This window comes from Nonomuraea sp. NPDC049400, from assembly GCF_044466425.1.
Taxonomy (GTDB): Bacteria; Actinomycetota; Actinomycetes; order Streptosporangiales; family Streptosporangiaceae; genus Nonomuraea.
In genome coordinates this window covers 48,138-70,360 of the sequence record NZ_JBITMP010000057.1, presented here as the reverse complement: position 1 = coordinate 70,360, position 22,223 = coordinate 48,138, and the positions used below count along the sequence as shown (strand labels likewise).

Below are 22,223 nucleotides of genomic sequence, written 5' to 3'. Positions count from 1 at the left end.
TAGAGAACCCTGTGGTTATAGCCCAGCAGGTCGAACTGCTTGAGCCACCACCGGTAGGTGCTGCCGTCGCCGTACTTCTTGCCCGGCACCGCCGGACCCCACGAGGTGAGTTCGGTAGTGCACTCGACGAGGATCATCCGAGGGTGATGCTGGGCGGCATAGTGAAGCACGCAGTTCGCCGTAGCGCGGTCGCGCTCTGATCTGGTGACACGCTCCTCGAACTCGGGATCTTCCAGGTCGAACAGCGACAGGCCCAGTTGGTATGCCTTTTGGGTGTTGGCCTGCGAGTGGTTCACGCAGCTCACGCCCGCGACGAGGAGATCAGCAGGGGGAAGGTCGCGGGCGGAGTGGTAGTCGGACGAATCCGGGTTCACCAGGTCCGCGATCCAGTGCTCGGCGTGCGGGTGGTTAGCCTCGTGAACCTCGACCTTGTAGGCGTTATGGTTCGCCGCCATGATCGTGGTGAACCCGGCGAGCTCGATTCCCTGCGTAAGCCCGCCGAATCCGGAGAACAGATCGACGGCGATGAGCTCGTCGTGGCGGAACCGGCGCCGGCGTACGGCGGGGCGATGTGTCGCGACGCGGTGCGGCTGCGAACGTCGGCGGCTCAACGGGAATCCTCCTCGGGGAACACGTCATGGACATCTGCGGGGCACAGGGCGCTCAGGGCGCGATGCACAACCCAGGCGAGGCTCCACGCGGACAAACGGGCAGCGAAAGCGAGAGCGGTCACCGGTCACGCTCCTCGTGAATGCGGCGGTAGCGGTCCTCCATGGCGTCGACCTCGTCGGTGAGGACCGCGCGGAGGTTCTGCTTTAGCCGGTTGGGCGGGTGGATCTCCCGCTCCTCGAGCGTGGCGGTGGGACGTCGCCTGGCGGGCAGGTGGCTGAGGTGCCAGCACGTCCACGCCGTGTAGCCCGCGGCAAGGGCCAGCCATAGCCAGTCGGCCAGGTCCCCGCGGCCAGCCCTGAGGTTCGCCACGCTCGCGGCGGCAGGTGCGGCGGCGATCAGGAATCCCAGGAGCAGCCAGAACCACCTCATGGCGTCTCGCCTCCGGCCTGCTCTGCCTGAGAGGCCTCAGCGGTGGACGGGTCATCGTCGTTGACACGGCGGCAATCGCAGAACAGGCCGTGCTGCTCATGCCCCTGCGGCAGCCGAGGGCCAGGGATGCGACCACACCAGGAACACCAAGGTCCGGTGCCATCCATGCCGAACACGACGCTGCTGTTCGCCTCCGCCTGGGTGACGAAGTGGCCCAGAAGGGCGTCCGTGAGCTCCTCCGCGAGGCAGTCCGCGGCCTGCCAACTCAGAGCGAGGCCAGCGTCCTCCAGGACGCGGCGGGCGAGCGGCAGGCACTCCTCCCAGAGTTCGTACTTGCGGGGATCGACTGATGGCTCACGGCGAGTTGGCGTACGAGGCTTCGTGACGGTCTCGGTGCTCATGCGGCGTCCTTTGAGGAGTCGTAGGGGCGCCGTCCAGCCGGAGCCTGCTCGGGCTCGACAACGGCGGGGATGGTGAGAGTCTGCTGGGTGTCGCCGTGCATCACCGGAGGCCCCACCTGCAGCTCGATGCCCTCCGGCGGGTTCCAGCGCTGCGCCCAGCCCGGGACGACGATCCCGACCGGGCCGGCCACGCAGTCCGGGCAGACGACCAGGCCGGCGACGGTCTCCCGCCAGCCGGACATGAGGGCGGCCTTACGCAGCTGCTGGCGCGGGGTGAGGGTGGGGTGGTCGACGACGACCGGGTGGCCGTAGATGGCGTCACAGGTGGCGATGTCGCACACCAGCTGGCCCTTCTCGACGACCGAGAGAGGCACCGCAGCCTCCGCGAGAGTGATGGTCATGATTGCTCCTGGTGGTGAGGTCGGCGGGGCAGGAGATCGCCTCGTTCGCGGCGGTGCTTCCACAGGGCAGCAGCGACAGTGAACGAGCCCCAGTTGAGGTCGTCGGTCCAGTTCGCCGGGTCTTTTGGGAGTTGGGCGTCCCAGTCGCCTGGCGGTGTGTGGCGGCGGTCCCAGTAGGTGCGCCACTGCTTCCGCCACTCCCACACCCGCTTCCGGAAGTCCTGGGGCAGACGCCGCCACGCGCGGTGGATAGGCGTCTGTTTCGGCTCCGGCTTGGCGGGTGTGGAGCTGTGGCGTCCCATGCGATCTCCTGGTGCTCGAGTGGTCCGGTTGTGCGCCGCTGCTGCTCGCCCCCGATTACTTGCGAGCAGCAGCGGAAGATCAGGGGCGTTGGTCAGTCGTGCTGGTAGAACTCGACCTGAATGGCGTCCTTCTTGACCGTGATCTCGGCGTGGTCGCCGAACGCCTCCAGCAGCACGTCGAGGAACTCGCCGCCCTCAAGCGCCGTGTTCAGCGCGTCGCACCGGTCGTAGACCTCGCGCTTCTCCGGCGAGAGGCGGATCTCGTCATAGCGCCGGGCGTCGCGGTTCCAGCGGCGGATACCGAGAGTCGGGTGGTTGTTCAGTTCGAGCTCGTAGGTGTCGTCCACGTCGGCGTCCTCAACGGTGCGGAACCACACCTCGCCGCGGACACCGAACGTGCACGGGTCGCCGTCGTTGAAGTACGGCGTGTACTGCGTCCAACCGAACTCGGCGACGTACGGATCGTTGACGACCGCCTGCAGCAGCGGCGCCAACTCCTCGATGGGCCGCTGCTTGGCGCGCTTCTCGCCCTCGTTGATGTCGCCGACGACGGGGATGCCGAGGAAGCTGTTCGTGCTGGTCATGACTTCTCTCCGGGAGTGAGGGTGAGGGTGGAAAGGGGGACGGTCTTGGTCTGCTTGCCGCCCATCCACGTGGCGATGGGCGTGTCCTTCAGGTAGTCCGCCGGGGATGGGAGCCAACCAAGGTCCTCGATGATGTGGCGCTCCGCGATCAGGCGGACGGGGATCTTCTTCCGGCCGACCGTGATGGTCTTGCCGAAGATCCGCTCCGCCAGGAACACCCCAGCGGTGTGGTGGTACAGCGCCCGATGCCGGACATCACCGAGAATCTGCTTCGACGAGTCGATGAACTCGTGGATCGGCAGGTAGTCCTCAGGAGTGCCGCCCCACTTGCGGGCGCAGGACTGGGCGTGGAAGTAGGAGTTCACGCGGTCCTCTCAGGGGGTGTAGAGGTCAGAGGGAGAGCCGTGCTCGAACTCGGCACGGCGGGCCAGGTCCGCGGTCATCGCGGCAATACACGCCCCACAGCCGCCGCACGGCGTCTCCTCAGGGGCGCGCTCAGTGCAGCCGACCGCGCCGGCCGGGCAGACGTGGTCCGCAGCCTTGGTCTCCTTGCACCAGGCGCAGAAGGCCACACCCTCCACCGGAGGCGACGTAACGAGCTGGATTAGGTCAGGGCTGACCTCGGTGACCAGACCGCAGCCGGTACAGGTGACCGTGTTCTCGCCTGCCTCGTGCGGGTGGAGCGCCTGGCAGCCCTGGCAGTACTGGTCGGGGATGCCCATCACGCCACCTGCTCGAGGTAGAACGGGTACGACCCGCACCCGCATGTGAACAGTCCCTCGAGCGGCTGAGACCAGCCGGGGCACTGCAGGTGCTTGTACCGCTCCATGACCTCCGCGAAGGGGCCGTTCTGCTGGATCAGCTCCCACACGGTCACGGCGACGACCGGGATGGGCCGCTTCCCGTCCGGGTGCGAAGCCGCCGGCGCGGGCCGGTAGCCGCCCTCGTGGTCGAGCAGCACCCAGCCCAGCCGCTTGTGAAGCACCGGGATCTCCCACGGCCTGGCGACGCCCTCGCGGACCTTCAGCCCCAGTTTCTCCGCGGCCTTGGGCTGCTTCTGGTCGATGAAGTCGTGACAGTCGCGGCACGACCACAGCAGGTTCGAGGCGAGGTTTGACCACGCCTTCGACGTGCCGCCCGACTTCTTGCCCTCCCGGTGCGCCGGGTCCACGCCCAAGGCTTTGCCGCCGCACACCAGGCCGACCTCGCACAGGCCGCCGCTTCGGGCCTTCAGCAGTTCCTTGACAGCCTTCGGCACCGCCTTGGGGCGGGACGGCTTCAGCGAGACCATCGCCTCGAGCTTCTTGCCGCTCGACTTGAGGGGCGTCGTCCTCTTGGGCGGTTGGCCCGGGTGGAGGCGCTTCTTGCGCGGCGGCATTGGCGAGCGCTTCACTGGCTGCCGTCCTTGCGGACGCCCAGCAGGCCGGCGAGGTCGATACCGTCGATCTGCGGCAGGTCCTTCTCCTCGACGACTCCCAGCAGCCGCTCAGCACCGTCGTCGGCGTAGAAGTTCTGCCGGGGCGATGACCCGTAGCCGATCTCGACGCCGGGGATCTCCTGGCCGTGCTCGTCCACTGGGGCGCCCGCCTTGAGCGCCGTCTCGAGCAGCTTCATCTCGTAGGCGGTCCGCACCGTGGGGGCGTGCTCGACCTCGGTCGGCGCGGTCTCCTGAACGAACGCGACGAACTTGTCCCGGTCGGTGACGATGGCCTTCACCTCGGGCTCGCTCTTGGCGACCTTGCCGAGACGGGCGGCGCCGAGCATGGCGGCGTTCTTGTCGCCCGGCTCCTGCTCGATGAACGGCGTCACCAGCTTCAACGCGGCGCTGATCTGGGAGGCGCGCATCTTCAGCAGCGCGAACACTAGACGCGCTTCCTTCGGGGTCAAGTCGCTCATGCCGCGCCCGCCTCGGTCTGCTTCTCCTCGGACGCTGCCGGGGGGACGGTCTCCTTCCAGCGACGGCGGATCAGGTCACCGAGCGAGGACACGTCACCGTGCTCGTCCACGACCGCCGCCCCCAGCAGGCCCTTGGCCTTGACCTCCGCCGCCACCTGACTCAGGTCCTCGCGGGTGGCGTGCAGGTCGATCGCCATGTCCCGGTAGTGCAGGGCGTCGGGGGACGGCTCGCCGTCGCTGAGCCATTCGGCGATCTCGGCGGCCAGGTCGGCGCCCGGCTTGGGGATGACCCGGCCGGAGATCGCCGGGATGCGCGACTTGGTGATGACCAGCGTGTTCTCGTGGTCCAAGTCGCCGACCACGTCAAACTCGTACTCGATGCCCTCGCGCTGTTCGGGCTTCAGCCCAACCTTGCGCGGCACCTTCCGGCCGCGCTGGTCCTCCTCGATCACGTAGTCGGTCTTGGACCGCATCGTGACGATGACGTGGCCCGGGTAGGAGACGAGCGCGTCGATCATGGCCCGCTCCTGCGGGCGAGCCTCCTTCCATCCTCCGAAGGAGTTACCGCCGTACCCGCGCTTGGCCGCCGAGTCGACCTGCTCCAGCATGCCGCCAGTGCCCGACCAGAAGTGCGTCAGCGAGTCCACGACGACCACGTCGTGGCCCTGGTGGGCAGCAGCAGCCAGCGCCTGGACGAGGGTGTTCGGCTCGAACGACTGGAGGTTAAGCCGGTTGAAACTGAACAGCTTGCGGTACTTCGAGGCGCTGCCGCGCTCCGTGTCGATGACCGCGACGTTCTGGCCCAGGTTGGTCGCCAGAGACAGAGCGGTGTACGTCTTGCCGGCCCCGGACGGGCCAGTCAACGCGACGCGCGCCTTGGCCTCTTCCTTGGTCGCCGGCTCGAACGTGAAGTTCACTGAACGTCGTCTCCCTCGTAGTCGGATCGGCCCAGAAAGGCGTCAGGGTCTTCGCTACGGGCCCAGCGGCCCACGGTCGGCTTGTCCGCGTGCTCGGCCAGGTCGTCGCCCCCGTGGGCGGCCAGGTCTGAGACGCTCTGCTCCAGCACCGAGAAGTGGCCGTGCTGGAACCGCACGATCAGCCGCTCCTGGTCACCGAGGCGGATCACGTCGTCCATCGACACGTGCCGGCCCCACGCCCGGGACAGGCGCTTGGCGGCCTCGTTCAGCGCCAGCCAGTCGCCCGTCAACGCGCCACTCCCGCCTGCTCAGCGAGGTGGGCAGCCTCGTTCGCGTCCTGCTCCAGCCGGATGGCGGTGAGCTGCTCGATCAAAGTCCGGCACGCGGGGCACACGTGGGTGATGTCACAGGCGGACAGTGGCTCAGCGCCGCGGTTGTCGCAGGCGGCCATCTCGCACCCGCGCGTCGCGTCCCCCACCCACGGGCGCCAAGCTCCGTCACCGACCCGCACCCAAACCTGGGCGTCCGCGGGCAGCTGGTAGGTCTCCTGGTTGACCTGGATGTGAGCGCACGCCTCGATGGCCTCGCCGAGGTTCATCGGCGACAAGGTGGCCATCCGTTCGTCGCCGATCGTGTCCAAGGTCGTGAACCGCACCTGGTATTCGGCGACCAGGGCCGGCGTGGCGGTCATCGTCTCGGTGCTCATGCCGACACCTGCCCGCCCTGCTGGGCGAATGCCGCCCGCAACTCGCTCGCCTTGTCGGCCTTGAGGTAGAGCTCGATGTGCAGGCCGTGGATGCGGCCCACGACGCGCAGCCGGTAGTAGCCCTTGGGCTCCACCTTGATGACGGGCGCCTCGTCCATCGCGCCGATGTAGGTGAGGGCGTGAGCGACAGCGTTATCGCCGTTGAAGAACACCAGTTCCTCGGCAGCACGCTGCCCGTGGTGCGAGCGAGGGATTTCGGGGTGCGCCTCCAGCAAGTCCGCGAAGGCTCGCAGGCCCTTGATGTACTCGGTGCGCTTGGTGTCCGGCGTCACGCCGGTCTGCTGGTCTGAGATGATGGTCACGTCTACCTGCTCTCTTCTGATCAGTCAGTGCTCTTGAGCGGGTGGTCATCGCGAGGTCCGGCCCCCTACGGCTGGGCCTCGCGCATTTCAGGGGGTGGGCTGCTCGGCGTCGTCCAGCACGTCATCGATGTCGAGCAGCAGACAGTGAGTCGCGAACGCGACAGCGCAGGCCTGGCCGTACTCGGCGGGGGTCACGACTCGCCCCGCTTCATCGGCAGCACCCGCTCGGCCAGGCCATCGTCAAGGCGAGGCTGAGCCCACGGGTACGGCTGGAAGGTCCGCAAGACCTCCTCGAATTCGCCGAGCAGCAGCGGGAGCGCCCACGAGCGGATTTCCCAGCTCGTACCGTTGAAGAAGAAGAACTTGCGCTTCTTCTTGCGGGGGACGCAGCCGCCCTGCCGCAGGTAGCCGGCCAGACGGAGCCCTTGGGTGAAGAACCCAGTGGCGTAGTCGATGCCGTGGTCCTGGAAGTACAGGGCCATTGCGTCATCGAACGTGACCGTCATCGGCCCGATCGCCGCCGCGCGCTTGCGCGGGTTGAACGCGTACCCCTGGGTGAAGTACTTCTCGATGACGTCGGCGATCTCGTTCTGGTAGGCCACCAGAACGTTTTTCGCCTCGGGGGAGACGCGGTTCTCATCGATTGTGGCGAGCAGCATCAGGAACGTCCGCACGTCCACCGTGGCGTGCTCACGCCGCTGGCTGTCTCCAGGAAGCTGCATGGTCCTGAGCACCATGCAGGCCCATGACTTGCGACGGAGCTTCTCGTGCTGGCTCTTGTAGTCCAACCCGATGTGCTCAAGCGCAGGCTTCAGAACGATGAACGGCTTGCCGTGATCTTCGACGGCGAGCACCTCGCGCCCGCGGAAGGGGATGTGGACGAGGTCGTTCACGCTGTCCCCCTGTAGGACCGGGCTCGGTCAGGGCGTGCTCGAAGCGGTGTGACTGCGGCGCTTGCAGCCGGAACGGGCTTGGGATTCGCTGGCCGCGGCTTGGCGACACTCGCGGTCTTGCGTGCCGGCGTCGGCTGCTGTGCCTCGACCGCTTGGAGTTCAACCAGCCGCTCAACCTGGAGCTGCGTGAACACCCGCTTGCGGCGGAGGATCGTGCCGATGTTGTGCTTGCGGGCTGTCCTGTTCACCCAGTACTCAGTCATGCCGAGTTCGGGGGGAAACATGGCGGCGACCTGCGCGGCCGTATAGACGAGAGGCTTCACGATGCCTCACCCGAAAGTTGGAGTGACAGGTTTGTGACGTGAGCGCTATTGAGCGCGTGAGCGCTCATGGTGCACACTCCCGCTGGACCCCTTCGCCGGGTGTCAGCAGATCGTCAAGCTCGATGTTGAGCGCCCTCACGAATGCCGCGAGCACCCGAGGTTGCGGCATGTACCGCCCGCCTTCTGCTCTGACGACCTGAAAGCGAGAGACGGATGTGCCCTGCTTGGTGCATAGGTTTGCGAGGCCTTCCTGGCTGTATCCCGCCCGCTCGCGGGCGGTTCGAAGTCGGCGTCCGTCGAACGGAAGGCTGATTGGTGTTCGAGCCATGAGCGCACATTAGCGCTCATTCGGTATAGAGCGCAATAGGGCGCTCATGATCCTTTAATTTCGGGGTTTGGACGGTTGATCGAATGGCTCTGACCTGCTCATGTGCGGTAAAGTGCACCCACCTAGCGAGGATGAGGATCGCCTTATGACGACCGATCAGCAGCCGCGTGAGCGCCTGACCGCTCGCATGGAAACGCGCCGAGTAGCCCTACGCCTGCAGTGGGGGGAAGTCGCCACAAGGGCGGGCATGTCCACCGCCCACCTCAGACGTATCCGCAACGGCGAATCCCCGCTGACTCCGCTCATGCAATCTGCCCTAGAAGACGCCCTTCAGTGGGCGCGCGGCAGCATCGGCGCCATCCTCGAAGGTGGCGACCCCGTAGAAGTGGCAGTTGCCACAGGAGTGTCCAGCCTCGCCGCCACCGGCCATGCCAAGGTGGAATCAGGGAGATCCGAGGATCAGACCACCGAAGGCCTGGAAGCCGCGCTTCGGGAACTAGCGCGCCGACTCAGCCCCGACAGGGTGCGGGCGGTGCTCGAAGAGGTGGCTCCAACTCCTAAAGGGTCCGACATGCCCGCAGGGGAGCGCCGGTACGAGGATGACGCCGACCAGCATCTGTGGGAGACGCCGGGCCTGGATGAACGGGAGCGTCGTTATCTGATCCATCAGCTGGAATCCTTGCGTAGGTTCGACGCAGCGACGGATCGATCGCACGTCGAGCGGCCGTCTGCCGATGTACGGGAGTTTCGGCGGCGCGGCTGACAGATGATTACGGCTCACGTTTATGGGCCGGACCGTTTCTAGCGCCACTGGTCATCGGCGTGCGCACCGTTTTTCGGCAACCATTCCGATAATTGCTGGTCGCTGGCGTATCACGGCGTGCCCTGGTATGCCCTGATCCCTATGTCACGATATGATTACGGGCCTTCACTAACTGTGGACTCTTGAAGGTTTTCGTCATGAAATGACTGTCTGCATCGGTTCGGGGCGAGGGAGCACGTAAAGGCACGTCTGCGCGTTATGCGCACATCGCCTGGGGGTGGAACGTTTCGTGATCGCCAACAACCATCGGAACGCGTCTGAACAGGAGCGCATCCAGCACATCCTCACCACCATCGAGGGGCGCCTTGACATTGCCAGTAGAGCCGCAGCAGCGCAGCTGCGCGATGAGACCTTCACCAAGCAGCGCTTCGCCGACATGGCCGCGGACTTAGATTTCGCCCACGACATGATCCAGTACCAGCAAGACATCATCTATGCCCTGCTCGCGGACCCGCCGCCCACAGTGGTGGTCAACGCTATGCGTAGCCCCGCTGGACAGTGGTACCCAGTCCGTTGGCGAATCGGTGGCAGGATGCGCTCCTTCCTCGTCCCATCGATCGGGCGGGCGGACCCCATCGAGGAAGCTCGGTGGTGGCGCCGGCTCACAGAGCAGTACGGCGGCGAGTGCTCGTGAGATGGCCCGAGATACGCGAAGTGAAGAACCCCGCCTCTCCCGCCGTCGCGTTCACCGAGAACGGCCGCACGGTGGTTGAGGTCGACGAAAAACTCAGGGGCAAAGCTCGAGCAGTTGCCATCTGGGCGGCGGTCCGACTCCACGAGGGCGGCCTGCCCGCTCTTATCGGGCTCCCCGTCCTGGCCTTCACATGGGAACCCTTCAAACGGTGGGCACAGAAGCATCCTGGCGCAGCCATGGCAGCGAGCACTGCCGCGGGGAGCGCCTTAACCGCTGGCGTTGCCTTTGTGCTGCCGATGCTTCTTGACGGCGCTAAGGCGCCAAAGATCGCCGAACCGCCGGTCATCCTCACGTCGGCCCCTTTCACCCCGCTACCAAGCCCTTCCACCACGCGTAAGCCAACTGGATCGGCCACGACCATTCAGGACAGGCCCGAACCGACTGTCAGGCCAGTAACCCGGCCGACGTCACGTCCACCAGGGACGCCTATGCGTTCCATCCGACCGCGGCCTGCGGCAACGGCGGAGCCGCCAGAGAACGAGCAGCCCACCACTCCAGGCCCAACCCCCCAGGGGGAACCCGCCAGCACGAAGCCTCGTCCGTCTGCGCCGGCCCCGCCGCCAACCGGCGAAGCCTCAGCCGCAGGGCCGCCCGCACCTGCCGCTCCTGCCGGGAGGTGCCTGCTTCAGGTTGATGTGAATCCGCTGCTGGAGGCGTGCGTTTTCGACTAGGACGGGATCCGCCACGATCTCGCTCGCCCTTGTGCTTCACTAGCCAGCGACCCCCAACCCTCATCTCCCACGGGGAACCCCTCATGGCATTTGCGGAGAAACGCGGCCAGTACTGGCGCGCTCGATACAAGCGAGTTGATGGCACGTGGGCATCCGCCCCGTACGGCGACGACGGGAAACGCTTCGAAACCAAGCAGGCCGCCATCGACTACGGCGAAGAGCAAGAAGCGGACATCCGCCGCAACCTCTGGCGCGACCCGCGAGCCGGCGACATCACCCTCACAGACTGGGTGAACCGCTGGTTCCCAGCCCAGCATCTGGAAGAGACCACGCTCGAGGGCTACAGGTGGCACATTGAGGTCCACATCCTGCCGTACTTCGGCGACCACCAGCTCCGGCTGCTCAATGCTCTCGACATCGCCGCTTGGGAACTCGCCCTCTCTCGCCCCAACGCCGCCGGTGAGAGAGTGTGTGGTCCAACGTCCGCAGCGTCAGCCCGCACCTTACTCCACACGATCCTGTCTGATGCGGTGGGCGCCGGGCTGATCCCCGCCAACCCTGCAGTACGGCAGCGCAACCGCGGCAGGAAGGCCGGCAGGAGCCGAGCCCGCGGGCCAGAGGAGATCTGGGCATCCCCGCTCGAGGCGTTGCTCATCGCCGAACGCGCCTCGCTGCTGTCCGGCCGCGACGATGAGTTCATCCACATCATGACGATCGCTTACACCGGCATGCGGTGGGCCGAGACCATCGGCCTCGCGCGTCAGTACTTCCGACTGTCGAATATCCGTGTCGAGCAGCAGGTGTATGAGCACAAGGGCCGCTGGGTGAAGAAGTCCCCGAAGGACGACTCCTACCGCACCATCCACTTGCCGCCGTTCTTGGCCGACCTGCTCTCCCGGCAGTTGCAGCACCACCCCGGCGGCGCCTGCGCCTGCAAGGGGCCGATCGGCTGCGGGGGAGGGCAGTATGTGTTCCTACCGGAAGATGGCACGCACGAGCGGCGCAGCAACTTCGGCCGGCGGCGCTTCCGCCCCGCGGTCGACGGTAGGCATGCTGACGCCAAGGACCGCCCCGGCTATCCCGTGCTGGCTGACCTGGCCGACGCGCCATGGCCCGGCCGGGTGCGCCGGTCATGGCCGGCCGCGGTAGCGGGGGAGGAGTTCACCCCTCCGATCCAAAAGGGGTTCTGGCGGTTTGACATCGACCAGCATCACGTCGTGTCATGGCTACCGATTCGGCGAGGGCTGAAGGTCCACGGTCTCCGGCACGGGCACAAGGTGTGGCTCGACGAACTCGGCGTGCCCGCGGTGGCGTCGGAGGAGCGTCTCGGTCACGAGTTGCCGGGCATCGCTGGCACCTACTCGCACACGTCCCCGGCGATGGTCCGTCAGATCACGGACGGGCTGCAGCGGTTGGCGGAGGAGTCGTTCCGGGAGCGGGCGAAGATCTGCGGCGGGCAGTCTCCGGTGAGGGTCCTCGACGATCTTCTGGAGCCGTTTCGGAAGATCGTTCCGGGAGATCATCTCCCAAATCTCTCCCACTCGCCTGTTTCGGATCTTCGTCCGCGACCCAAAAAGGTGGTCTGACCTGGGTGGGCGGTACTGGGTTCGAACCAGTGACCCCTCGCTTGTAAGGCGAGTGCTCTACCGCTGAGCTAACCGCCCCTGATCGGCACTACACCTTACGACACCACAGGGCCCGATCGCACATCCACCGCCCACCCAGGCCCCAGTTCGGGCCGGCCGGCGGCGCGCCAGCCCAGGAGGGCCGCTCCGAGCATGCTCGCGTCCACCCCGAGCGCCGCCGGGACCAAGGGGGGTGCCTCGCGGAAGGCCAGGCGCTTGACGAGGCGGGTGCGTACCGGGTCGAAGAGGGCGGGGCCCGCTTCTGCCAGGCCGCCGCCGAGGACGATCACCGAGGGGTCCAGCAGGAGCGTGTACGTGGCCAGGGCCAGCGACAGGGCCTCCACGGCCTCGTCCCAGACCTCGATGGCGATCGGGTCGTCGGAGGAGACCACCTGCTCCGCCTTGACGCCCTCCACGCCGGCTCGCTGGCTGTAGCGGCGTCCCACCGAGGCCGCCGAGGCGTACGTCTCCAGGCAGCCCAGCTGGCCGCACGCGCACTGCTCCCCGTCCGGGAAGACCGGGGTGTGGCCGATCTCGCCGGCCCAGCCGGAGGAGCCGCCGTAGGGCTCGCCGCGGATGATCGAGGCGCCGGCGATCCCCGTGCCGATGGGCAGGAAAAGGAAGTCGGACAGGCCCCTGCCCGCGCCCAGGATGCTTTCTGCGAGGCCGCCGGTGCGTACGTCGTGGCCGAGCAGGACCGGGATGTCCAGGCTGGTGAAGCTCGCGGCGGGGACGTCGCGCCAGCCCAGGTTCGCCGCGTAGACGGCGGCGTTGTCGGACACCAGCCCGGGCACGGCCAGGCCGACGCCCGCCGGGATGCCGTCGCCCGAGGAGGCCAGGTGGCTGATGAAGCCGGAGATGGCGGCCACGACCGCCTCCGGGCCCTCCGCTCGGGGGGTCGGGCGCCGCTCGCTCAGCAGCACCGCGCCGGACTCGCTGACCAGGCCGCCCTTCATGGACGTGCCACCGACGTCGAGCGCGACGACGAACGAACTCATTGCGGACACGGAAAGAGACGATAGCGCAGCTCAGCCAGATGTCTGGAAAGAGTCCCGGCCCGTACCGGCGCCAAGAGCCCTCAGGCGCGTCCGAGTACGCGGTTGAGCGCCGCTTCCACCTCCGCCGACAGTCCGGGCGGCGGCGCCACGGAAGAGGCCGTGAGCGCGTCCGAGCGGGCCATCCGCACGGCCCCGCAGGACCGGCACTCCACCTCACCCAGCCGGCAGATCAGCGCGGCCGACCCGCACGTCGAGCACGAGTCCAGGTCGAGGTCGTGCAGTCGTTGACAGTCCGGGCAGATCAACACCTGGGTCTCGTTGCGCACCCCGCGCTGCCACGGGCTGGCGCCGCGCACCGGGTCGGTCTGCCGGGCCCCGCACCGGTAGCAGGGCATGGTTCCCTCCGAAGTCAAGAAATGTCGGCGAGTGCCTTCACGTAGTCGGCGACGTCACGTGCGGAGGTGATCGGATTGACCACCGACCACCGGATCACACCCTCGCCGTCGATGACGAAGGTCCCCCGAAGAGCAACCCCCTTCGTCTCATCGAACACACCGTACGCCCGCGCGACCTGTCCGTGTGGCCAGAAATCGGAGAGCAGCGGAAAGGTGTAACCCTCGCGATCCGCCCACGCGCGCTGCGTGAACACGGAGTCCACCGAGACGGTCAGCAGCTGCGCGCCCTCGAGTGGCCGGTCGCGCAGTGCGGACAGCTCGCCGTGACAGATCCCGCTGAAGGCAAGCGGGTAGAAGACCAGCACGACGTTGGAGCCCCGGAACTGAGACAGGCTCACCGGGGTGCCGTGCTGGTCCTGCAGCTCGAAATCCGGAGCCAGGGCGCCGACCTCGGCAGGATTTGCGTTCACAGCATCATCCTGCCGCACGGAAGGCGCTCCGGCTCCCTACCGTTTGCCCTTGGGCGTGACGAGCCTGGTCCCGGACCAGTCGGGTGCGGCGGAGATGCTGCTGGTCTGCGAGAGACCCGCGGTGGCGGCATCCTCCCCGATGTCGCTCGGCTCCACGTGGCCCTCGCGCCCGGCCTTGGGAGTCAGCAGCCAGATCTGGCCGCCTTCGGCGAGTGCTCGCATGGCGTCGCTGAGGGCGTCGAAGAGATCCCCGTCGCCGTCGCGCCACCACAGCAGCACCACGTCGACGACGTCGTCGCTCTCCTCGTCCAGCAGCTCGTTACCGGTCAGGTCCTCGATGGAGTCGCGAAGCTCGTCGTCGACGTCCTCGTCCCAACCGATCTCCTGCACCACCTGACCCGGCTTGAGGCCGAGCCGTTCGGCCAGGCCGCGCTCGCCCTGCGCCTGACCCGCGGTCGCGCTCACGTTTATCCCTCCTGCTTGAGTGGCCCCGCTTATGCGGTTTATCGCTTCGGCACAGTCCACACGCTGTGACCCTCAGTCGTCAACGGTCGCCACGGGTACGGCCGTAGTCGGCCAGAATCAATCAGACAAAAACGACAGGCGAACCTGGCGTTGCGGGTTGTCGACGTTCAGATCGACGAGTGCGATCGACTGCCACGTGCCGAGCGCCAATCGCCCGCCCAGCACGGGGACGGTGGCGTACGGCGGGATCAGCGCCGGCATGACGTGCGACCGTCCGTGACCAGGCGAACCGTGGGCGTGACGCCAGCGGTCGTCGGGCGGCAGCAGATCGCGCAGCGCGGCGATCAGGTCGTCGTCACTGCGCGAGCCCAGCTCGAGCAGGGCGACGCCGGCGGTCGCGTGGGGCACGAAAATGTGCAGCAGCCCGTCCTCGCCCTGCGCACGCACGAAATCAGCGCAGTCGCCCGTGATGTCGTGCACCGTCTCTCGTGACCCCGTGGCCACAGAGATGATTTCAGATCTCACAGGGAAATCTTACTTATGCACCACGACAGCATCCGGACCGGGAAACACCAGCCCAGTGTGCCCATCGTCGAAGCGCACCATATAGGGAGGTCCGCCGTCGGGGCCCTGGACCTCCATGATCACACCACTCCGGTCCCCTTCGCCGACGATATGCCCGTGCACCAGGAGCCGGTCTCCTACCGCAGCATTCATACCTCCCACATTGGTACGCGGAAAGCCGTACGAAAAGAGTGATTCGCAACTTTTGCTCCCCCTGCAGGGGGAGGAAGAAAGATGACCGAAACGTTACGCTGCGCTGATGTGGCGTTTCGGGCTGCGCGGCCGGATGGCGGCGTCGTACGTGCTGGTCACGGCCACCGCGGTGCTGCTGGTCGAGGCCGTGATCGTGGCCCTGTACGTGATCCCGCAGGCCAACGCGACCGACCTGGCCTCGGTGCTGCGGGACCAGGCGGGACGGGACGCCAAGGTGCTCAGCCAGGAGGCGGCCAGGCTGCCGCCGCCGCTGCCCGATGCCTCGGGCCGCGATCTCCTGCAGCAGGCGATGTCGAGGGCCCAGCGGCGGACCCTCGTGGGCGGCGCCGGGCCGCCCGAGCCGGGTTTCGCCATGCTGGAGACGCTCGTCGACCCGGAAGGCGTGATCGTCGCCAGTTCCGCGCCGGAGATCTACGGGCTGGACACCCGTCTGGACGTCCCGCTGCCGGGCCGTGAGGGAGGCGGCGGCAGGGCCAGGGCCAGGACGGGCCCGGCGGTCTGGCACTTCAGCCCCGTGACCGTGAAGACGCCGGTGGGCCTGCAGATCATCGGCTACGTCTACGTCCAGGCCCCGGCGGAGGCCGCGCCCGCCGCGCCGGTCCTGGGCTCGCTCGTGCCGCTGCTGGCGCCCGGGCTGCTGGCGCTGGGCCTGGTGGTGCCGGTCGGGCTGGTGTTCGGCCTGCTCAGCACGCGCCGGCTGACGGGCAGGGTACGCCGGCTGGCCGAGGTCACGACGGCCGTGGCCGGGGGCGACTTCCGGCCCAGTGTCAGGGTCACGGGCGCCGACGAGGTGAGCACGCTTGAGCGCTCGTTCAACGTCATGACCGACCGGCTCGGCGCGGCGGTCGAGGCGGCCAGGCTGACCGCGCGGGCGGAGGCCCGCCAGGCCGAACGCGGCCGGATCGCCAGGGAGTTGCACGACTCGATCTCCCAGGATCTGTTCTCGCTGAGCCTGCTGGCCGGGGGCATGCGCAGGGCCGCGCCCGACGCCCTGCGCGAACAGGCCGAGGCGATGGAGCGCACCGCCGCCCGCACGATGCGCGAGATGCAGGCGCTGCTGCTGGAGCTGCGGCCGGTGGCCTTGGAGGACGCGGGCCTGCTGCCCGCGCTGGAGGAGCTCTGCCACGCGTACGCGACGCGGCTCGGCGTCGAGGTCGAGGCCGTGCTGGCGGAGGTCGCGCTGTCGCCTGCGGCCGAGCACGCCGTGCTCCGCCTCGTCCAGGAGGCGCTCGGCAACGCGATCAAGCACGCCGAGCCGGCCAAGATCACGGTACGGCTGAGCCGCGACGGCGGCCCGGTCACCGTGGAGGTGTCGGACGACGGCCAGGGCTTCGACCCCGCCGGCGTGGCCGCCAGGCACGGCATGGGCCTGGCGCTGATGCGCGAGCGGGTGGAGGAGCTCGGCGGCCGATGGGAGATCCACAGCGACGGGAGCGGCACAACAGTGAGAGCGAGCCTGCCATGACGATCCGGGTCCTCATCGTCGATGATCACGAGGTGGTGCGCCAGGGGCTGCGGTTCGTCCTGGAGCAGGAGGAGGGGATCGAGGTCGCCGGCGAGAGCGGCGACGGGGCGGCGGCGCTGCACGCCGTCCGTGGGCTCCGGCCGGACGTGATGCTGCTCGACCTGGTCATGCCCGTCATGGACGGGCTCGCGGTGCTGGAGAGGCTGCGCGGGCAGGCCGAGCGGCCCGCGATGATCGTGCTGACCTCGTTCCAGGAGGAGGACAGGGTCGTGGAGGCGGTACGGCTGGGCGCACTGTCGTACCTGTCCAAGACGACCGCGGTCGACCAGGTGGTGGCGGCCGTGCGCGCCGCGGCCCGCGGCGGCAGCGTGCTGGAGCCCGGGATCGCCGCGCTGCTGCTCAGGCAGGTACGCCAGGGCGGGCGCCCGCGGCCGCTCGACCTGCTGACGCCCAGAGAGCGGCAGGTGCTGTCGGCCGTGGCGAGGGGGCGGTCGAACTCGGAGATCGCCAGGGACCTGCGCATGGGCAGGGAGACCGTCAAGACGCACGTCTCCAGCATCCTGGCCAAGCTCGGCGTGGTCGACCGCACCCAGGCCGCGATCTTCGCGCTCCAGCAGGGCCTCGTCCCCCTGGACGAGGCCCTGGGGTGAGGCTTGACCGGCCCCGCGGAGCCGTACCGGGAGGGTGGCGGTTAGACTCCCTCGGTCACATCGCGCTGTCGCGGGTGAGAACCTCCCGTCTGCGGGGGAGAGTGGAGAGTACGGGCAGCGGCTAGGGGACATTCGAGCGAAATTTCGTCTGTTTTCCTGTCTTGTTAAATTGCTCCCGCGATGTAACCTTTGGGGGCGATTCGTCCTACCATCGGTGGTCTAGGCCATCTGATCGTCTCTGCCAGCAGAGACCTCTGGTTACCGGCCAGTAGAGATGCGTTTTCTACGGCTAGCGACCAGGATGGAAGGCGACCCGCAGGGCTAGACCCAAAAGACCAGACATCAGTCATCCTCGGAAGGCGAGACCCAGTGGCTTCCGGACGCCAGCGATTCTCGATCATCAGCGACGGCCTACCCAGCCAGCTGCCTGATGTCGACCCCAGCGAGACCAACGAGTGGCTCGAGTCTCTCGACAACGTCGTCAAGACCGAAGGCCGCACCAGAGCCCGCTACCTCATGCTGCGCATGCTGGAGCGGGCGCGCGAGCACCAGGTCGGCGTGCCGGGTTTGCGGAGCACCGACTACATCAACACCATCCCGCCGGAGCGCGAGCCCTGGTTCCCGGGTGACGAGCACGTCGAGCGCCGCATCCGCGCCTACATCCGCTGGAACGCGGCCATCATGGTGTCCAGGGCCAACGCCCGCACCAACGTCGGCGGCCACATCGCCACCTACGCCTCGGCCGCCTCGCTCTACGAAGTCGGCTTCAACCACTTCTTCCGCGGCAAGGACCACGGCGAGTCCGGCGACCAGGTCTTCTTCCAGGGGCACGCGGCGCCCGGCATCTATGCCCGCGCCTTCCTCGAGGGCCGGCTCAACGAGGCCCAGCTCGACGCGTTCCGCCAGGAGCTGTCGCACGGCTTCCACGGCCTGCCCTCCTATCCCCACCCCCGGCTCATGCCGGACTTCTGGGAGTTCCCGACGGTCTCCATGGGCCTCGGCCCGATCGGCGCGATCTACCAGGCGCGGTTCAACCGCTACCTGCTCAACCGGCAGATCAAGGACACCAGCCGCAGCCACGTGTGGGCGTTCCTGGGCGACGGCGAGATGGACGAGCCCGAGTCGCTCGGCGCGATCGGCCTGGCGGCCCGCGAGGAGCTCGACAACCTCACGTTCGTGATCAACTGCAACCTGCAGCGGCTCGACGGACCGGTACGCGGCAACGGCAAGATCATCCAGGAGCTGGAGTCGTACTTCCGCGGCGCCGGCTGGAACGTGATCAAGGTCGTGTGGGGCCGCGACTGGGACCCGCTGCTCGCGGCCGACGTCGACGGCGTGCTGGTCAACCAGATGAACACCACGCCCGACGGCCAGTTCCAGACCTATTCCGTCGAGTCGGGCGCCTACATCCGCGAGCACTTCTTCGGCTCCGACCCGCGCCTGCGCAAGATGGTCGAGCACCTGACCGACGACCAGATCCGCAAGCTGTCGCGCGGCGGCCACGACTACCACAAGGTCTACGCGGCCTTCAAGTCGGCCCGCGAGCACGTCGGCCAGCCGACCGTCATCCTCGCCCAGACCATCAAGGGCTGGACCCTGGGCAAGGACTTCGAGGCGCGCAACGCCACCCACCAGATGAAAAAGCTCACCAAGGCCGAGCTGAAGGAGTTCCGCGACCGGCTCTTCCTGCCGATCCCGGACTCTGCGCTGGAGGGCGACCTGCCGCCGTACTTCCACCCGGGCGAGAACGACCCCGAGATCCAGTACATGAAGGAGCGCCGCGCGGCGCTCGGCGGCGTGCTGCCCAAGCGGGTCGTGCGCGCCAAGCCGGTCACGCTGCCCGGCGACGAGGTCTACGGCGGCTTCGCCAAGGGCTCGGGCAAGCAGCAGGTCGCCACCACCATGGCGTTCGTGCGGCTGCTCAAGGACCTCATGCGCGACAAGGAGATCGGCCACCGGTTCGTGCCGATCATCCCGGACGAGGCCCGTACGTTCGGTCTGGACGCCATGTTCCCGACGGCGAAGATCTACTCGCCGCACGGCCAGACGTACGAGGCCGTCGACAGGGAGCTGCTATTGTCGTACAAGGAGGCCGTGCAGGGGCAGATCCTGCACGAGGGCATCAGCGAGTCGGGCTCGATGGCCTCGGCCATCGCGGCCGGCTCCGCCTACGCGACGCACGGCGAGCACATGATCCCGGTCTACATCTTCTACTCGATGTTCGGCTGGCAGCGCACCGGCGACCAGATGTGGCAGCTGGGCGACCAGATGGGCCGCGGCTTCCTGCTCGGCGCCACCGCGGGCCGCACCACGCTTAACGGCGAGGGCCTGCAGCACGAGGACGGCCACACGCCGCTCATCGCCTCGACCAACCCGGCCGCGGTCTCCTACGACCCGTCCTGGGCGTTCGAGGTGGCCCACATCGTCAAGGACGGCCTGCGGAGGATGTACGGCGACCAGCCGGAAGACGTCTTCTACTACCTGACCGTCTACAACGAGCCCTACCTGCAGCCCGCCCAGCCCGCGAACCTCGACGTGCAGGGCCTGCTCAAGGGCCTGTACAAGTTCGCGGAAGGGCCGCAGACCCAGGGGCCCAAGGCCAACATCCTGTCCTCCGGCGTGGCGGGCCCGTGGGCCATGGAGGCGCAGCGGCTGCTGGCGGAGGACTGGGGCGTGTCGGCCGACGTGTGGTCGGCGACGTCGTGGTCCGAGCTGCGTCGCGAGGCCATGGCCTGCGAGGAGCACAACCTGCTCAACCCCGACGCCGAGCAGCGGGTCCCCTACGTGACCCAGGTGCTCTCCCGGGCGCAGGGCCCGTTCGTGGGCGTCAGCGACTACATGAAGGCCGTGCAGGACCAGATCGCGCAGTGGGTGCCGGGTGACTGGTCCTCGCTGGGCACCGACGGGTTCGGCCTGTCCGACACGCGCTCGGCGCTGCGCCGCCACTTCCACGTGGACGCCGCCTCGATCACGCTGGCCGTGCTGACCAGCCTGGTCAAGCGGGGTGAGCTCGACGGCGAGGTGCTGCGCGAGGCCATCGCCCGCTACCACCTCAAGAACGGCGTCACCGAGGCCGGTGGCGCGGAGAGCAACGACACCCAGTCGATGGGCGTCTGAGTCATCCACGAGCGGCGCTCCCCGCGAAGATCTTTCGCGGGGGCGCCGTTCGGCCTGTGGGGCTACGCCGCAGCCACCGGCAATCTCGTGCACGTGCTCCATTCAGCGGGTTAACTTCTAGTATCGTTACGGCAACGCAACGTGAAGACTGGGAGAGGTAAGTGCCCGTCATGCTGGCGTGCCTGTTCGGCCGCGACCGAAAAGCGCTGACGGCGCGTCCACGTCGGTCGACCGCGGACCGCGCCGGCATCGCGCCGGAGGCCCTCCAGCATGGCTGAGCTGCGCCCGATCGCCCCCGCCTTCGTGGTGCCCGGCCCGTCTGGTGTCGCTGTCCGTGATCGGCTCAAGCACCTCACGCCTGAGGATGACACGGTGCTGCGCCTGGTCGGCGCGCATCTGGGCGCGCTGGCTTCGGCCGACTTGAAAACCCGGTGCGCTGATGGGCTGGGGCACTGCACTGACTCGTGGGCGGCGCGTAAGCGTGAGCTGACCGGGTTGTCGTCGGCGCGCTGGGCTGGGGCCATCACCAAAGCGTCCCATGATCAGTGGGCGCTGGCCCGCCGCTGTCAGGCCGACCACATCCGCGACCTCCAGGCCGCCATCGCCACGATCACCCGTCGGCTGTCACTGCCCATCGGGAAAAAGGGCACCCGCAAGGAGCCGGGCGGCTACCGCTCGGCGCAGGAATGGTTCGCCAAATCCCGCCGCCTGCACCTCCTGCAAGACCGGCTCAAGCGTCTGCGGGCCGACCAACAGGCCGGGCGGGTGCGCGTGGTGCGGGGCGGCAAACGCCTGCTGAACACTCGCCACCACTTGGACGCCGCGGGGCTCACCACCGATGAGTGGCGGCAGCGCTGGGAGGCTGAGCGCTGGTTCCTGGCCGCCGACGGCGAGTCCGGCAAACGCTACGGTAACGAGACCATCCGCATCACCCCGGACGGCGAGGTGTCGATCCGGCTGCCTGCGCCGCTGGCCCACCTGGCGAACGTGCCGCACGGCCGCTACGTGCTGGCCTCCCGAGTGCGTTTCGCCCATCGGGGCAGCGAATGGGCCGATCGGATCGAGGCCAACCGAGCCGTGGCCTATCGCATTCACCTGGATGTGGCGCGCGGGCGCTGGTACATCACTGCCTCCTGGCAGATCCCTGCTGCCCCGACCGTGCCCCTCTCGGTTGCGCTCGCCGCAGGGGTGATCGGGGTGGACACCAACGCCGACCACCTGGCCGCCTGGCGCCTGGACGTCCACGGCAACCCGATCGGCAACCCCCGCCGCTTCCACTTCGACCTGTCCGGCACTGCCGAGCATCGTGACGCGCAGGTTCGCCATGCTCTGACCCGGTTGCTGCACTGGGCGCGCGCGTGCGGGGTGAAGGCCATCGCCATCGAAGACCTCGACTTTCAGGCAGAGAAGAGCCGGGAGAAGCACGGCCGCCGCAAACGCTTCCGCCAGCTCATCTCCGGCATGCCCACCAGCAAGTTGCGCGCCCGGCTCATCTCGATGGCCGACCAGAGCGGGATCGCGATCATCGCCGTCGACCCGGCCTACACCTCCAAGTGGGGCGCCCAGCACTGGCAAAAGCCCCTCACCACCACCAAACGTACGACCACCCGCCACGACGCAGCCGCCGTGGCGATCGGCAGACGCGCCCAAGGGCACCCGATCCGGCGACGGACGGCACCGCCCCCTGCCCACCAGAGCGATGGGCAGGGGCATCGGACCGTCCAGGCCAGAGCGGAAACCCGCGGGCGTGAGGGACCCCGCCCCCGCATCCCCGGACCACGGACACGATCCGCCGGCGCCGGACGCGGCGCGAACGCGGGCGACCAGAACGCTCAACACCGTTCGGAGCGTTCGGCTGAGCATGCGCAACCCATGTTCAGACCTTAGGAACGTTACGTGCCGCCTCACCCGGGTATGGT

General features: G+C 68.0%; 30 protein-coding genes and 1 tRNA gene. 7 read left to right on the top strand and 24 right to left on the bottom strand.

Annotated features, from left to right (window positions below; all coding sequences use genetic code 11):
- The 17 genes from ACIBVN_RS50480 to ACIBVN_RS50400 all read right to left on the bottom strand — a co-directional run.
- The coding region (locus ACIBVN_RS50480) for a DNA cytosine methyltransferase (protein ID WP_397148315.1) at positions 1–611 on the bottom strand (611 nt) is incomplete at its 3' end.
- Between the two features lie 118 nt (positions 612–729).
- Positions 730–1,041, bottom strand: a complete 312-nt coding sequence (locus tag ACIBVN_RS50475) for a hypothetical protein (protein WP_397148313.1) — start codon at positions 1,039–1,041, stop codon at positions 730–732.
- Positions 1,038–1,442 carry a hypothetical protein gene (locus ACIBVN_RS50470; RefSeq protein WP_397148311.1) on the bottom strand — a complete coding sequence of 135 codons (405 nt, stop codon included), beginning with the start codon at positions 1,440–1,442 and terminating at the stop codon, positions 1,038–1,040. The genes ACIBVN_RS50475 and ACIBVN_RS50470 overlap by 4 nt, the downstream gene beginning before the upstream one ends.
- Complete coding sequence (locus tag ACIBVN_RS50465; protein ID WP_397148309.1) at positions 1,439–1,843, bottom strand: hypothetical protein; 405 nt, start codon at positions 1,841–1,843, stop codon at positions 1,439–1,441. The genes ACIBVN_RS50470 and ACIBVN_RS50465 overlap by 4 nt, the downstream gene beginning before the upstream one ends.
- The gene (locus ACIBVN_RS50460; protein ID WP_397148307.1) at positions 1,840–2,145 is read right to left on the bottom strand and encodes a hypothetical protein; all 306 of its coding nucleotides are present in this window, start codon (positions 2,143–2,145) and stop codon (positions 1,840–1,842) included. The genes ACIBVN_RS50465 and ACIBVN_RS50460 overlap by 4 nt, the downstream gene beginning before the upstream one ends.
- 92 nt (positions 2,146–2,237) lie before the next feature.
- Positions 2,238–2,729: a hypothetical protein gene (locus ACIBVN_RS50455; RefSeq protein WP_397148305.1), complete on the bottom strand. Its 492-nt coding sequence runs from the start codon at positions 2,727–2,729 to the stop codon at positions 2,238–2,240.
- A complete protein-coding gene (locus ACIBVN_RS50450; protein WP_397148303.1) occupies positions 2,726–3,094 on the bottom strand; it encodes a DUF6915 family protein in 369 nt (122 codons plus the stop codon). The genes ACIBVN_RS50455 and ACIBVN_RS50450 overlap by 4 nt, the downstream gene beginning before the upstream one ends.
- Positions 3,095–3,103: 9 nt before the next feature.
- Positions 3,104–3,451 (bottom strand): hypothetical protein, encoded by a 348-nt coding sequence (locus ACIBVN_RS50445; protein ID WP_397148301.1) that lies wholly within the window; start codon positions 3,449–3,451, stop codon positions 3,104–3,106.
- Positions 3,451–4,122, bottom strand: a complete 672-nt coding sequence (locus tag ACIBVN_RS50440; protein WP_397148299.1) for an HNH endonuclease — start codon at positions 4,120–4,122, stop codon at positions 3,451–3,453. Before ACIBVN_RS50440 ends, ACIBVN_RS50445 begins: the two co-directional genes overlap by 1 nt.
- Positions 4,119–4,625 (bottom strand): hypothetical protein, encoded by a 507-nt coding sequence (locus ACIBVN_RS50435; RefSeq protein ID WP_397148297.1) that lies wholly within the window; start codon positions 4,623–4,625, stop codon positions 4,119–4,121. The genes ACIBVN_RS50440 and ACIBVN_RS50435 overlap by 4 nt, the downstream gene beginning before the upstream one ends.
- Entirely contained in the window at positions 4,622–5,542 is a 921-nt protein-coding gene (locus ACIBVN_RS50430) for an ATP-binding protein (protein WP_397148295.1), read from the bottom strand. Before ACIBVN_RS50430 ends, ACIBVN_RS50435 begins: the two co-directional genes overlap by 4 nt.
- A complete protein-coding gene (locus ACIBVN_RS50425) occupies positions 5,539–5,832 on the bottom strand; it encodes a hypothetical protein (protein ID WP_397148293.1) in 294 nt (97 codons plus the stop codon). Before ACIBVN_RS50425 ends, ACIBVN_RS50430 begins: the two co-directional genes overlap by 4 nt.
- Positions 5,829–6,248: a hypothetical protein gene (locus ACIBVN_RS50420; RefSeq protein WP_397148291.1), complete on the bottom strand. Its 420-nt coding sequence runs from the start codon at positions 6,246–6,248 to the stop codon at positions 5,829–5,831. The genes ACIBVN_RS50425 and ACIBVN_RS50420 overlap by 4 nt, the downstream gene beginning before the upstream one ends.
- A complete protein-coding gene (locus ACIBVN_RS50415) occupies positions 6,245–6,610 on the bottom strand; it encodes a hypothetical protein (protein WP_397148289.1) in 366 nt (121 codons plus the stop codon). The genes ACIBVN_RS50420 and ACIBVN_RS50415 overlap by 4 nt, the downstream gene beginning before the upstream one ends.
- 191 nt (positions 6,611–6,801) lie before the next feature.
- Positions 6,802–7,503 (bottom strand): phage antirepressor N-terminal domain-containing protein, encoded by a 702-nt coding sequence (locus tag ACIBVN_RS50410; protein ID WP_397148287.1) that lies wholly within the window; start codon positions 7,501–7,503, stop codon positions 6,802–6,804.
- A complete protein-coding gene (locus tag ACIBVN_RS50405) occupies positions 7,500–7,826 on the bottom strand; it encodes a hypothetical protein (RefSeq protein ID WP_397148285.1) in 327 nt (108 codons plus the stop codon). Before ACIBVN_RS50405 ends, ACIBVN_RS50410 begins: the two co-directional genes overlap by 4 nt.
- A gap of 64 nt (positions 7,827–7,890) precedes the next feature.
- Complete coding sequence (locus tag ACIBVN_RS50400) at positions 7,891–8,154, bottom strand: helix-turn-helix domain-containing protein (RefSeq protein WP_397148283.1); 264 nt, start codon at positions 8,152–8,154, stop codon at positions 7,891–7,893.
- A 145-nt stretch (positions 8,155–8,299) separates the two neighbouring features.
- Here ACIBVN_RS50400 and ACIBVN_RS50395 point away from each other — a divergent pair, with 145 nt between their 5' ends.
- The 3 genes from ACIBVN_RS50395 to ACIBVN_RS50385 all read left to right on the top strand — a co-directional run bounded on the left by ACIBVN_RS50395 (position 8,300) and on the right by ACIBVN_RS50385 (position 11,928).
- Complete coding sequence (locus ACIBVN_RS50395) at positions 8,300–8,917, top strand: hypothetical protein (RefSeq protein ID WP_397148281.1); 618 nt, start codon at positions 8,300–8,302, stop codon at positions 8,915–8,917.
- Positions 8,918–9,194: 277 nt separating this feature from the next.
- The gene (locus ACIBVN_RS50390) at positions 9,195–9,611 is read left to right on the top strand and encodes a hypothetical protein (RefSeq protein ID WP_397148279.1); all 417 of its coding nucleotides are present in this window, start codon (positions 9,195–9,197) and stop codon (positions 9,609–9,611) included.
- Between the two features lie 814 nt (positions 9,612–10,425).
- Positions 10,426–11,928 carry a tyrosine-type recombinase/integrase gene (locus ACIBVN_RS50385; protein ID WP_397148278.1) on the top strand — a complete coding sequence of 501 codons (1,503 nt, stop codon included), beginning with the start codon at positions 10,426–10,428 and terminating at the stop codon, positions 11,926–11,928.
- Between the two features lie 6 nt (positions 11,929–11,934).
- Here the strand turns inward: ACIBVN_RS50385 and ACIBVN_RS50380 are convergent.
- The 7 genes from ACIBVN_RS50380 to ACIBVN_RS50350 all read right to left on the bottom strand — a co-directional run bounded on the left by ACIBVN_RS50380 (position 11,935) and on the right by ACIBVN_RS50350 (position 15,012).
- Positions 11,935–12,006, bottom strand: a tRNA-Val gene (locus ACIBVN_RS50380).
- A 17-nt stretch (positions 12,007–12,023) separates the two neighbouring features.
- Positions 12,024–12,965, bottom strand: coding sequence for an ROK family protein (locus ACIBVN_RS50375; protein ID WP_397148317.1), 942 nt, complete (start codon positions 12,963–12,965; stop codon positions 12,024–12,026).
- Positions 12,966–13,045: 80 nt separating this feature from the next.
- A complete protein-coding gene (locus tag ACIBVN_RS50370; RefSeq protein WP_397148276.1) occupies positions 13,046–13,360 on the bottom strand; it encodes a hypothetical protein in 315 nt (104 codons plus the stop codon).
- Between the two features lie 14 nt (positions 13,361–13,374).
- Positions 13,375–13,848: a peroxiredoxin gene (locus tag ACIBVN_RS50365; protein ID WP_397148274.1), complete on the bottom strand. Its 474-nt coding sequence runs from the start codon at positions 13,846–13,848 to the stop codon at positions 13,375–13,377.
- A gap of 18 nt (positions 13,849–13,866) precedes the next feature.
- Positions 13,867–14,295 (bottom strand): DUF3052 domain-containing protein, encoded by a 429-nt coding sequence (locus tag ACIBVN_RS50360; RefSeq protein ID WP_349457697.1) that lies wholly within the window; start codon positions 14,293–14,295, stop codon positions 13,867–13,869.
- Positions 14,296–14,412: 117 nt separating this feature from the next.
- On the bottom strand, positions 14,413–14,820 hold the full coding sequence (locus tag ACIBVN_RS50355; protein WP_397148271.1) for a secondary thiamine-phosphate synthase enzyme YjbQ: 408 nt from the start codon (positions 14,818–14,820) through the stop codon (positions 14,413–14,415).
- A gap of 9 nt (positions 14,821–14,829) precedes the next feature.
- Positions 14,830–15,012 carry a DUF1918 domain-containing protein gene (locus ACIBVN_RS50350; RefSeq protein ID WP_397148269.1) on the bottom strand — a complete coding sequence of 61 codons (183 nt, stop codon included), beginning with the start codon at positions 15,010–15,012 and terminating at the stop codon, positions 14,830–14,832.
- Positions 15,013–15,118: 106 nt separating this feature from the next.
- Here ACIBVN_RS50350 and ACIBVN_RS50345 point away from each other — a divergent pair, with 106 nt between their 5' ends.
- From ACIBVN_RS50345 to ACIBVN_RS50330, 4 genes are all read left to right on the top strand, one after another.
- Complete coding sequence (locus tag ACIBVN_RS50345; RefSeq protein ID WP_397148267.1) at positions 15,119–16,537, top strand: ATP-binding protein; 1,419 nt, start codon at positions 15,119–15,121, stop codon at positions 16,535–16,537.
- Entirely contained in the window at positions 16,534–17,187 is a 654-nt protein-coding gene (locus ACIBVN_RS50340; protein ID WP_397148265.1) for a response regulator, read from the top strand. Before ACIBVN_RS50345 ends, ACIBVN_RS50340 begins: the two co-directional genes overlap by 4 nt.
- A 369-nt stretch (positions 17,188–17,556) precedes the next feature.
- Positions 17,557–20,304 (top strand): pyruvate dehydrogenase (acetyl-transferring), homodimeric type, encoded by a 2,748-nt coding sequence (aceE, locus tag ACIBVN_RS50335; protein WP_397148263.1) that lies wholly within the window; start codon positions 17,557–17,559, stop codon positions 20,302–20,304.
- Between the two features lie 270 nt (positions 20,305–20,574).
- Positions 20,575–22,191, top strand: a complete 1,617-nt coding sequence (locus tag ACIBVN_RS50330) for an IS200/IS605 family accessory protein TnpB-related protein (RefSeq protein WP_397148261.1) — start codon at positions 20,575–20,577, stop codon at positions 22,189–22,191.
- The last annotated feature ends 32 nt before the right edge of the window (positions 22,192–22,223 follow it).

Coding starts and splice junctions, on each gene's coding strand:
- ACIBVN_RS50385 (WP_397148278.1), top strand. CDS start 10,426: ATGGCATTTGCGGAGAAACGCGGCCAGTACTGGCGCGCTCGATACAAG.
- ACIBVN_RS50375 (WP_397148317.1), bottom strand. CDS start 12,965: ATGAGTTCGTTCGTCGTCGCGCTCGACGTCGGTGGCACGTCCATGAAG.
- ACIBVN_RS50395 (WP_397148281.1), top strand. CDS start 8,300: ATGACGACCGATCAGCAGCCGCGTGAGCGCCTGACCGCTCGCATGGAA.
- ACIBVN_RS50475 (WP_397148313.1), bottom strand. CDS start 1,041: ATGAGGTGGTTCTGGCTGCTCCTGGGATTCCTGATCGCCGCCGCACCT.
- ACIBVN_RS50455 (WP_397148305.1), bottom strand. CDS start 2,729: ATGACCAGCACGAACAGCTTCCTCGGCATCCCCGTCGTCGGCGACATC.
- ACIBVN_RS50330 (WP_397148261.1), top strand. CDS start 20,575: ATGGCTGAGCTGCGCCCGATCGCCCCCGCCTTCGTGGTGCCCGGCCCG.
- ACIBVN_RS50400 (WP_397148283.1), bottom strand. CDS start 8,154: ATGGCTCGAACACCAATCAGCCTTCCGTTCGACGGACGCCGACTTCGA.
- ACIBVN_RS50420 (WP_397148291.1), bottom strand. CDS start 6,248: ATGAGCACCGAGACGATGACCGCCACGCCGGCCCTGGTCGCCGAATAC.
- ACIBVN_RS50370 (WP_397148276.1), bottom strand. CDS start 13,360: ATGCCCTGCTACCGGTGCGGGGCCCGGCAGACCGACCCGGTGCGCGGC.
- ACIBVN_RS50435 (WP_397148297.1), bottom strand. CDS start 4,625: ATGAGCGACTTGACCCCGAAGGAAGCGCGTCTAGTGTTCGCGCTGCTG.
- ACIBVN_RS50350 (WP_397148269.1), bottom strand. CDS start 15,012: ATGAATGCTGCGGTAGGAGACCGGCTCCTGGTGCACGGGCATATCGTC.
- ACIBVN_RS50460 (WP_397148307.1), bottom strand. CDS start 2,145: ATGGGACGCCACAGCTCCACACCCGCCAAGCCGGAGCCGAAACAGACG.
- ACIBVN_RS50465 (WP_397148309.1), bottom strand. CDS start 1,843: ATGACCATCACTCTCGCGGAGGCTGCGGTGCCTCTCTCGGTCGTCGAG.
- ACIBVN_RS50340 (WP_397148265.1), top strand. CDS start 16,534: ATGACGATCCGGGTCCTCATCGTCGATGATCACGAGGTGGTGCGCCAG.
- ACIBVN_RS50345 (WP_397148267.1), top strand. CDS start 15,119: ATGTGGCGTTTCGGGCTGCGCGGCCGGATGGCGGCGTCGTACGTGCTG.
- ACIBVN_RS50470 (WP_397148311.1), bottom strand. CDS start 1,442: ATGAGCACCGAGACCGTCACGAAGCCTCGTACGCCAACTCGCCGTGAG.
- ACIBVN_RS50445 (WP_397148301.1), bottom strand. CDS start 3,451: ATGGGCATCCCCGACCAGTACTGCCAGGGCTGCCAGGCGCTCCACCCG.